Origin of the sequence: Catellatospora sp. NPDC049609, assembly GCF_040675365.1 — a bacterium.
Lineage (GTDB): Bacteria > Actinomycetota > Actinomycetes > Mycobacteriales > Micromonosporaceae > Catellatospora.
On the sequence record NZ_JBFAOU010000246.1, the window covers coordinates 1 to 9,433 of the forward strand.

Sequence of the window (9,433 nt, forward strand, 5' to 3'; positions counted from 1 at the left end):
AACGCTACCTGGCCCGCGAGATCTACCAGATCATCACCGCTGAACACCCTTATGGATGCCAAGCCTCAGCGGCTTGACATCCATAAGAGCATCCCTGCCGGAGGCGGGTCACCGGCGACGGGCGGGGCCGGGCACGGTGCGTGCTACGGCCAGCGGAGCTGGCTGATGACCTGCTTGAACTCGGCGACGCCCAGCGAGTCGCCCTCGCCGGGCACCCCGATCATGCGGTAGGAGAAGTCCCCGACCCGCCAGCGCACCTCGTGCGATGTGCCCAGCGTGGGGTAGACGTACCCCCGATACGAGCCGAGGGACACGGTCGCGACCGGCCGCCGGTCGCCGTCGGTGGACGGGTCCTCGTCGTAGGACAGGATCTGGAACCACAGGTCCGGGCCGCCCGGCCGGGTGTAGGCCAGGTTCGTCCGGCCGCCGGCCGACTCCGCCGGCTGCACGACCGTCCAGGGCGCGGGAACCTCCGGCAGGGGTGCGTCGATGGAGTCCTCCGCGTCGGGCGACGGCGACGGGACCGTAACGGCTGCCGTCCCGGACACCACTGGGACCGGGTCGGCATTCGCCGTCCGGCCGCAGGCGCCGGTGACAAGCGCGGCCATGGCCAGGCAGATCACGGCAGCGCCGCGCAGCAAACTGGTGTGCACGATGGTTCTCCCCGTGTGGCCGTGCCCGGGGGTCGAGCGCGGACCACCGCATTCTGCCACGGCGGGACCCTGGCGTCGGTCCCACGACAGCGCCACCACCCGCGGAGCCGGAGCGTTAAGAAGGGCACCTTCCTCTACGCATAGCGTTAAGAAGGTGCCCTTCCTTTCGGTGTCAGCGGCTGAGGTTGCGGTAGCGGCGGACGGACAGGGGCAGGAAGATCGCCGTGAGCACGAGCGGCCAGGCGATGGCGAGCAGGATCGAGTCGTCGGGGACGACGCCGGGGTTGCCGAACAGGTCGCGGCACGCGGCGGCGGTGGCCGACAGCGGGTTCCACTCGGCGATCGCGCCCAGCCAGGCGGGCATGGTCTCCGGGTCGACGAAGACGCCGGACAGGAAGCCGACCGGCCAGACCAGGATCTGGACCATGGTCACCGACTCCGGGCCCTTGACCACGAGGCCGAGGAAGATGCCGACCCAGAGCAGGGCGAAGCGCAGGAGCAGCAGGAGACCGAACGCGGCGAGCGCGCTCGCCAGGCCCTCATGCCAGCGCCAGCCCAGCGCCGCGGCCGCGCCGACCAGGACGACCAGGCCGACGGCCGAGTTCATCAGGTCGGCCAGGCAGCGGCCGAGCACGACCGACGCCGAGTTGATCGGCAGCGACCGGAACCGGTCCGTGACGCCCTTCGCGGCGTCGGTGGACACCGCCGTCATGGTCGCCTCGACGCCGAAGAACATCGCCAGCGCGAACATGCCCGGCATCAGGTAGTCGAAGTAGTCCCCGCCGATCGCGCCGCCGAACAGCCCGCCGAACATCAGCGCGACCATGACCGTGAACAGCCAGTTCACGATGACCCCGAAGGGCTGCTGCCGCCAGTGGGTCAGCTCGCGCCGCGCGAGCACCCACGTCTCCCCGAGCACCGCGGTCACGCCGCCACCCCCTGCCTGTCGTGCTGCTGCCGCTCGTGCTGCTGCCGGTCGAGCTCGAGGAAGACCTCGTCGAGCGTGGGCCGGCGCAGGTTCACCTCGGCCGGCTCGACGCCCGCCGCGGCGAGCGCCGCACTGACCGCCACCAGCGCTTTAGTACGCTGCTTGACCGGGACGCTGATGCGGACCTCATCGGTGCGGGCCTCGCCGTCGGCGTGGCGCAGCACCACCGGCAGCGCCGCCCGCGCCTGCTCCGGATCGTCGAAGACGAGGTCGATCCAGTCGTCGCCGACCGCCGCCTTCAGCTCGTCGGGCGTGCCCTCGCGGACCACCCGGCCGTGCCACAGCATCGCGATCCGGCTCGCCAGCCGGTCCGCCTCCTCCAGGTACTGCGTGGTCAGCAGCACGGTGGTGCCGCCCGCGACCAGTTCCCGCACGGCGGCCCAGACCTCCTGGCGGGCCTGCGGGTCGAGGCCCGTGGTCGGCTCGTCGACGAACAGCACCTCGGGCGACACGATCAGGCTCGCCGCGAGGTCCAGCCGCCGCCGCATGCCGCCGGAGTACTTCTCCACCGACCTGCCGCCCGCCTCCGCCAGGCCGAACCGTTCCAGCAGTTCGTCGGCGCGGGCCGCCGCACGCGCCCGGCTCAGGTGGTTGAGCTGCCCGAAGAGCACCAGGTTCTGCCGGCCGCTGAGGATCTCGTCGACGGCCGCGTACTGCCCGACCAGTCCGATGCGGCGGCGCACCTGCGCGCCCTGGGTGCTCACGTCGTGCCCGGCCACCACCGCGCGCCCCGCATCGAGGCGCATCAGGGTGGACAGGATCCGGATCGCCGTCGTCTTGCCCGCCCCGTTCGGGCCGAGCAGTCCGTAGACGGTCCCCTGCGGCACCTCGAGGTCGAAACCGTCGAGTGCCGGTTGTGGTGCCCCTGTGTAGGTCTTGCCTACTCCGGACGCCGCTATCGCCAGCTCTGACACGTTGCGGACGCCTCCCTTCCCATCGGCGTACACTGTACCGTACGCTGTACGCCAGTGCCAACCGCAATCGCGGACCGTTTTCCAGGCGAGCGGATTTCGCGCGGCGGGAGGAAGCTGTGGGCATGGACATCTACGCCACGACGGCGCTCATCGCCCTCGCTCCGCTGGCGCTGCACACCGTGCTGCGCCACGTGCCCGAGGGACAGGTGTGGATCCTCGAAAGGCGCGGCCGGTACGTCCGGTCGCTCGCGGCGGGCTGGCACCTCACCGTCCCGCTGCTCGACCGGGTCAAGGCCGCGGTCGACCTCGCCGGGCAGATGCTGCTGTGGCCGCCCGTGGCGGCGTACGACACACCGGCCCCCACCGGAGACCTCTTCCCCGCCGGCGACGGCCGCACCGTCGAGGTGCGGCTGCGCGTCCTCTGGCGCGTGACCGACCCGGTCCGCGCGGCCTACCAGCCCAACGGACCCGCCCAGGCCATCGACGACCTTGCCGAGTCGACCCTGCGCCGGCTGATCGCCGACCTTCCCTCCGACACCGCGCTCGCCAGCCGCGGCGAGCTCGACCGCGCGCTGTCCACCGCGCTGACCGACGGCGCCGGCCTGTGGGCCGAGGTCAGCAACGTACGCATCAGCGAGGTGCTGCCGCACCCCCGCCTGGCGCACCACTGACCGCACCGTCGCCGGGCGTCACCAGGTCACGGCACAGCGGCACGTCCGACGTGGTGATGCCCGGCTCGACGAACAGCGACAGCAGCGGCCGGTCCCAGGGACCGGCCTCGTGCTCGCTGCACAGGCGGCGCTGCGTGATCTGGTCGGAGGTCAGCTGCTGCGGGCCTCCGCCGTCGCGGAACAGCACCGTCTCCAGGTCGTCCTCCTTGCCGAGCAGGTAGGCGACCCGGGTCCGCCCCTCGACGGTCACCGCGCTCGCGGGCAGCCACATGCCCTGCAACAGCACGACGGCGGCGAGGGTCAGCCCGGTCAGCGCAGTCAGCGCGTCCACCCACACCGTGGGCACCCGGCCGCCGAGCAGCGGACTGGGCGGCCGGTTCGCCGCCCAGGCGGGCTGCGGCCACCGCCTGCCCACCGTCATCGCCGCGACCAGCAGCACGATCACTGCCACGAGCAGGACCACCAGATACAGCGGCGCGGTGACGATGCCGACGGCCGCGATCATGAGCGCCGCGGGCGGCGGGACGGACGACAGCGCGGTGGTCTGGGAGACCGCGCCCCGCATCGCGGCCCGGCGCTCGGTCAGCGCCAGGGCCGCCGCGAGGATGAGGATGAGCGGCAGGAACGTGAGGTAGCTCCCGATGAGCAGCGCCTGCATGCTGGTGTGCTGGGCGAGCGCCTTCATGGTGGCGTCGTCGCCGTCGGCCAGCACGAACAGCCGTACGCCGGCCAGGATCGCCGGAAAGGCCGCCGAGACCAGCCCCAGGTAGAGCCCCGTCCGCTCCCCCGCGACGGCCGCCGGAGCGGGCAGGTCGGGGACGTTCCGGCCGGACTCGCTCGTCTGCTCCGTCACGGCCCGCATTGTCGCACCCCGATGCATCTCCCACGCCGACCGTCCCCATCGGACACGACCCGACCGCGCCGCGCACCGCACACGCGTTGCTGCGGCGATCTTGCGCGAAATGTTGCCCATATGCCCGGAACGGGCGTGTCGCACCCACACTCCGCGCAAGATCGGCGGGTCGGGGGACCGCGCCTGGGGCGGGGGTCGGGGTGGGGTCAGGAGTAAGTCAGGGTCGGGGCAGGGGTGACACCGGATTCGCGTCGGGAGGGGTGGGACTAGGTTGGCGGCGTGTCCCTTATCGCGACGCAGTCGCTGTCCAAGACGTACCCGGGCGGGGTGACCGCGCTGGCCGACCTGACGCTGTCCGTCGAGCCGGGCGTGATCGGGCTGGTCGGTGCCAACGGCGCCGGCAAGTCCACGATGATCAAAACGCTGCTGGGGCTGCTCACGCCGACCAGCGGCCAGGTGCGGGTGCTGGGCCTCGACCCGGTCACCGCCGGGGAGGAGGTGCGCGCCCGCGTCGGCTACATGCCCGAGCACGACTGCCTGCCCCCGGACATGATCGCGGCGGAGTTCGTGACGCACATGGCCCGGATGACCGGGCTGCCGCGCACCGTCGCCCGCGAGCGCGCCTCGGAGGCGCTGCGCCACGTCGGCCTGTACGAGGAGCGCTACCGGCAGATCGGCGGCTACTCCACCGGCATGAAGCAGCGGGTGAAGCTGGCCCAGGCCCTGGTGCACGACCCGGACCTGCTGCTGCTCGACGAGCCCACCAACGGCCTCGACCCGGCCGGGCGTGACGCCATGCTGACGCTGATCCACCGCATCGGCACCGAGTTCGGCATCTCCGTGGTGGTCTGCTCGCACCTGCTCGGCGAGATCGAGCGGATCTGCGACTCGCTCATCGCGATCGAAGGCGGGCGGCTGCTGCGCGCCGACCGGATCGACGCGATGACCACCGGCACGGACGTGCTGGCCATCGAGGTCGCCGAGGGCACCGCGGAGCTGGCCGAGGCCCTGTCCGCGCGCGGCCTGACGCCCCGCGAGGAGGGCCGCATGCTGCTGGTGCCGCTGGCCGACGAGGACACCTACGACCTGGTGCTGCGTACCGTCGCGGAGCTGGACCTGCCGCTGCACCGCCTCGACCAGCGCCGCCACCGGGTGGCCGAGCTGTTCTCCACCGCCCCGCTGCCGTCTCTGGAGGCGAGCCATGTCTGAGCAGAGCGTCATCCACGACATCGGCTACCAGCGCTACACCGGGGTCCGGCTGGGCCGGGGGTACGCCGCCCGCTCGCTGTTCGAGCACGGCCTGCGGGTCGCGTTCGGGCTGGGCCGCAGCGCCAAGGCCAAGATCTTCCCGTGGATCGTGATCGGGCTGGTCACCCTGCTCGCCGTGATCGTGGTGGCGATCAAGGCGCAGTCCGGCGAGATGGTGCTGACCTACCAGGACTACCCGACCGCGGTGAGCACGCTGGCCATGGTGTTCCTGGCCGTGGTCGCGCCGGAGCTGGTCTCGCGCGACCTGCGCAACCAGACGCTGCCGCTGTACTTCTCGCGGCCCGTCGGGCGCGCCGACTACGCCCTGGCCAAGCTGGGCGCGCTGGTCGCCGCCGTGTGGCTGCTGCTGGCCGGGCCGCAGACGCTGATGTTCCTGGGTTCGGCGTTCACCGCCGCGGACGCGTCCGGCGTCGGCGCCGAGGCGCGCGGCATGCTGGGCGGCTGGGTCGTGTCCACCGCGTACGCGCTGATCTTCAGCAGCGTGTCGGTGCTGATCGCGTCGGTGGCCAGCCGCCGCGCGTTCGCCGCGGGCGCGATCGTGGTCGTCTTCATGGTCAGCTCCGGCGTCGCCGGGCTGCTGATCGCGCTCGGCGGGGACGGCCCGATGGCGCAGCTCGCGCCGATGCTCAGCCCGTTCCTGCTGCCTGAGGGCCTGCGCAGCTGGCTGTACGGGACGTCGTTCGACGTCGGCGCATACGGGCCGCTGTACGGCCTGGTGACGTTGCTGCTCGTGGCCGGCTGCACCTCGCTGCTCGTGCTGCGCTACCGGAAGGTTTCACTGTGACCGACCTTGAACTGCGGGGGGTGTCCCGCTGGTACGGCAACGTCGTCGCGGTCAACGACGTGACGATGACGCTCGGGCCGGGCGTGACCGGCCTGCTCGGCCCGAACGGCGCCGGCAAGACCACGCTGCTGCACATGATGGCGGGCTTCCTGGCCCCGTCGCGCGGCGCGGTGACCATCGACGGGGCGCCGACCTGGCGCAACCCGGCGATCTACCGCAAGCTCGGCCTGGTCAACGAGCGCGAGGCGGTGTACGGCTTCCTCACCGGCAAGGAGTTCGTCCGGGCCAGCGCGAAGCTGCACGGGCTGCCCGACGCCGACGCCGCCACTCGGCGCGCGATCGCGCTGGTGGAGATGGCCGACGCGCAGGACCGGCGGATGGACACCTACTCCAAGGGCATGCGGCAGCGCATGCGGGTGGCCGCGGCGCTGGTGCACGATCCGGCGGTGCTGCTGCTCGACGAGCCGTTCAACGGCATGGACCCGCGCCAGCGCATGCACATGATGGAGCTGCTGCACGGCCTCGGCGCGCAGGGCCGTACGGTGCTGTTCAGCTCGCACATCCTGGAGGAGGTCGAGCAGGTCTCCGGCACGGTGCAGGTCATCGTCGCGGGCCGGCTGGCCGCCTCCGGCGACTACCGGACCATCCGGCGGCTGATGACGCACCGCCCGCACGTGTTCGCGATCCGGTCCAGCGACGACCGGCGGCTCGCGGTCGCGCTGATGGCCTCGCCGTCGGTCGCCGGGGTCACCCTCGGCAAGGACGGGCTGACCGTGCACGCCGGCGACTACGGCACGTTCACCCGCGCGCTGCCCCGCATCGCGCTGGACCAGGGTGTACGCGTACGGCAGCTGATCCCGTCCGACGAGTCGCTGGAAAGCGTCTTCTCCTACCTGGTCTCGGCGTGAGGTGCCCCCGATGAACATGACGATCGCCTGGATCACCGCCCGGGGCCTGTTCGGCCGCAGGCGTTTCCTGCTGCTGCTCCCGATGCCGATCATCCTGATCGGGATCACCGCGGTCGGGCTCGCCGCGAACGCCCCGGCCGACGAGCTGGCCGAGGCCGTGCTGTACGGGCTCGGCGTGGCGACCATCCTGCCGCTGGTCTCGCTCATCGTCGGCACCGGCGTGCTCGGCTCGGAGATCGACGACGGCACGGTGGTGCACATCCTGGCCAAGCCGATCCCGCGCGGCCGGATCATCCTGGCCAAGCTCGCGGTCGCCGCGTCGGTCAGCGCGGTGGCGACCGCGGTGCCGATGTTCGTGGCGGCAGTCATGATCGACGGAGTACGGCTGGGGCTGGCGTTCGCGGCGGCCAGCGTGGCCGGGGCGCTCGCGTACTCGGCGCTGTTCCTGGCCCTGAGCGTGCTCACCCGGCGCCCGGTGCTGGTCGGCCTGCTGTACGTGGTGATCTGGGAGGGCCTGCTCAGCAACCTGGTCGCGGGCACCCGCACGGTGTCGGTGCAGCACTACGTGGTCCGGTTCGCCACGGACCTGTCCGGCAGCGCCTGGTTCGAGACCACGGTGTCGATGGCGGTCGCCGCGGTGATGACCGTCGTCGTCACGATCGCCGGCACGTGGCTGGCGGCCCGGCGGCTGCGCTCGTTCTCGGTCGCCGGCGAGACCAGCTGACGGCCTCCTGATCCAGGCCGGCCCGGTGGGCCTACCGGGCCGGCCTGTCCATGCCGTACGGCTCAGGAGCCGGCGATGTTGACCATCCAGTTGACGCCGAACCGGTCGGTCAGGGCGCCGAACGTGTCGCCCCACATCTGCTTCTCCAGCGGGACGCCGACCTTGCCGCCCGCGGCCAGCTGCTCCCAGTAGCCCCGCAGCTCGTCGGCGTCGTCCCCGCTCAGGCTGATCGTGATGTTGTCACCCGGGTTGTACGCCATGCCGGGCGGCGTGTCCGACGCCATCAGGGTGTACCCGGCGTCGGTCTCCAGCTGGGCGTGCATGATCTGGTCGGCGTGCGGCGTGCCCTCCTGGCCGAACTCGCCGAAGGTGCTCATCGTCATGGTGCCGCCGAACACGGTCTTGTAGAACTCCATGGCCTCGCGCGCGCTGCCGTTGAAGCTGATGTACGGGTTGAGTCGGGACGCCATCCGGATCCTCCTCGATCGTGACGGGCCGCCCGATGCCGCCCGGCCGCCCAGCATCCTCCCAGACCCACCCGCGTCGATCATGAACTTGTGGCACGGTTCGGCGGCGTGTCACCGACACAAGTTCCTGATCAGTCGGCTGTGCGGCGGCGCAGCAGGGTGAGCGGCACGACCGCGAGCACGGCGGCCGCGGTCCAGAACAGCACCGCCGCCACGAGCTTGGGCGGGTCGAGGTGCTTCGGCAGCGAGCCCGCGTCGGCGCGGATCGCCTCGACCGCCGCCATGGTCTCCGCCTCGGCGTGGCTGTCCAGCCAGCCCCACGGATAGCCCAGGCCGCGGTGGTAGGCGAACATGCAGCAGACGTCCTCGCGGACCACGAGCAGGCTCGCCGCGAGGCCCGCCAGCGCGAGCACCGCGATCGCCGCCCAGGCGAGCGGCCCGGGCACGGGTCCGCGCAGCCCGGCGGCGAGCAGCGCCGCACCGCCCGCGGCCAGCACGGCCCCGAACACCAACCAGTGGCTCATTCCACTGGAGAGCAGCAGCGCGCACAGGCCGGCGGCGACACCGAGCCCACCCGCCACCGACAGCGCCCCACGGGCAACAGACATCGACATGGATGCGAGTCTGTCATGGACGGCAGATTCCCGCTGCTCGTCGCTGTGGACGAGGCGGCACCGCACTGCAGGCGCGATGCCGCGGATGCGCAACCCGCGATCCGCGGACCTGTGATGCACGGACGTGCGGTGCGCGGACATGCGGTGCGCGGACATGCGGTACGCGGACATGCGGTACGCGGACATGCGGTACGCGGACATGCGGTACGCGGACATGCGGTGCGCGGACATGCGGTGCGCGGACATGCGGTACGCGGACATGCGGTACGCGGACATGCGGTACGCGGACATGCGGTACGCGGACATGCGGTACGCGGACATGCGGTACGCGGACATGCGGTGCGCGGACATGCGGTGCGCGGACGTGCGGTGCGCGGACGTGCGGTGCGCGGACGTGCGGTGCGCGGACGTGCGGTGCGCGGACGTGCGGTGCTGTTGATGCGCGATGCGCGGATGCCAGGCCGATGGTCGCCACCGAGCGGCCGGCGGAGCGCCGGGCGGAACGTGTCAGTCCGGCACCCCGGTCGGTCATGTCATGGATACCGGCCGGGACCGTCAACTCCTGGGTTGTCGCGACAACCCAGGAGT

General features: G+C 71.9%; 12 protein-coding genes. 6 read left to right on the forward strand and 6 right to left on the reverse strand.

Annotated features, from left to right (window positions below; genetic code table 11):
* Window positions 1-143: 143 nt before the first annotated feature.
* The 3 genes from AB0J67_RS36865 to AB0J67_RS36875 form a co-directional block, all read right to left on the reverse strand.
* Window positions 144-653, reverse strand: a complete 510-nt coding sequence (locus tag AB0J67_RS36865; RefSeq protein ID WP_363489715.1) for a hypothetical protein — start codon at window positions 651-653, stop codon at window positions 144-146.
* Window positions 654-825: 172 nt separating this feature from the next.
* Complete coding sequence (locus AB0J67_RS36870) at window positions 826-1,581, reverse strand: ABC transporter permease (RefSeq protein WP_363489717.1); 756 nt, start codon at window positions 1,579-1,581, stop codon at window positions 826-828.
* The gene (locus tag AB0J67_RS36875; RefSeq protein WP_363489735.1) at window positions 1,578-2,546 is read right to left on the reverse strand and encodes an ATP-binding cassette domain-containing protein; all 969 of its coding nucleotides are present in this window, start codon (window positions 2,544-2,546) and stop codon (window positions 1,578-1,580) included. Before AB0J67_RS36875 ends, AB0J67_RS36870 begins: the two co-directional genes overlap by 4 nt.
* Before the next feature lie 131 nt (window positions 2,547-2,677).
* Between AB0J67_RS36875 and AB0J67_RS36880 the strand changes: the two genes are divergently transcribed.
* On the forward strand, window positions 2,678-3,226 hold the full coding sequence (locus tag AB0J67_RS36880) for an SPFH domain-containing protein (protein ID WP_363489719.1): 549 nt from the start codon (window positions 2,678-2,680) through the stop codon (window positions 3,224-3,226).
* Here the strand turns inward: AB0J67_RS36880 and AB0J67_RS36885 are convergent.
* Window positions 3,186-4,079, reverse strand: coding sequence for a hypothetical protein (locus AB0J67_RS36885; RefSeq protein WP_363489720.1), 894 nt, complete (start codon window positions 4,077-4,079; stop codon window positions 3,186-3,188). The genes AB0J67_RS36880 and AB0J67_RS36885 overlap by 41 nt on opposite strands.
* 279 nt (window positions 4,080-4,358) lie before the next feature.
* Here AB0J67_RS36885 and AB0J67_RS36890 point away from each other — a divergent pair, with 279 nt between their 5' ends.
* The 4 genes from AB0J67_RS36890 to AB0J67_RS36905 are packed head-to-tail and all read left to right on the forward strand — an operon-like array spanning window position 4,359 to window position 7,764.
* The gene (locus tag AB0J67_RS36890; RefSeq protein WP_363489721.1) at window positions 4,359-5,288 is read left to right on the forward strand and encodes an ABC transporter ATP-binding protein; all 930 of its coding nucleotides are present in this window, start codon (window positions 4,359-4,361) and stop codon (window positions 5,286-5,288) included.
* Window positions 5,281-6,132: an ABC transporter permease gene (locus tag AB0J67_RS36895; RefSeq protein WP_363489723.1), complete on the forward strand. Its 852-nt coding sequence runs from the start codon at window positions 5,281-5,283 to the stop codon at window positions 6,130-6,132. The genes AB0J67_RS36890 and AB0J67_RS36895 overlap by 8 nt, the downstream gene beginning before the upstream one ends.
* Window positions 6,129-7,040, forward strand: a complete 912-nt coding sequence (locus tag AB0J67_RS36900) for an ABC transporter ATP-binding protein (protein WP_363489725.1) — start codon at window positions 6,129-6,131, stop codon at window positions 7,038-7,040. The genes AB0J67_RS36895 and AB0J67_RS36900 overlap by 4 nt, the downstream gene beginning before the upstream one ends.
* Before the next feature lie 10 nt (window positions 7,041-7,050).
* Window positions 7,051-7,764, forward strand: a complete 714-nt coding sequence (locus AB0J67_RS36905; RefSeq protein WP_363489727.1) for an ABC transporter permease — start codon at window positions 7,051-7,053, stop codon at window positions 7,762-7,764.
* A gap of 62 nt (window positions 7,765-7,826) precedes the next feature.
* Here the strand turns inward: AB0J67_RS36905 and AB0J67_RS36910 are convergent, their stop codons facing one another.
* Window positions 7,827-8,234, reverse strand: a complete 408-nt coding sequence (locus AB0J67_RS36910) for a VOC family protein (protein ID WP_363489729.1) — start codon at window positions 8,232-8,234, stop codon at window positions 7,827-7,829.
* Window positions 8,235-8,362: 128 nt separating this feature from the next.
* Complete coding sequence (locus AB0J67_RS36915; RefSeq protein ID WP_363489731.1) at window positions 8,363-8,845, reverse strand: hypothetical protein; 483 nt, start codon at window positions 8,843-8,845, stop codon at window positions 8,363-8,365.
* 139 nt (window positions 8,846-8,984) lie between these two features.
* Between AB0J67_RS36915 and AB0J67_RS36920 the strand changes: the two genes are divergently transcribed.
* Window positions 8,985-9,284, forward strand: coding sequence for a pentapeptide repeat-containing protein (locus tag AB0J67_RS36920; protein WP_363489733.1), 300 nt, complete (start codon window positions 8,985-8,987; stop codon window positions 9,282-9,284).
* The last annotated feature ends 149 nt before the right edge of the window (window positions 9,285-9,433 follow it).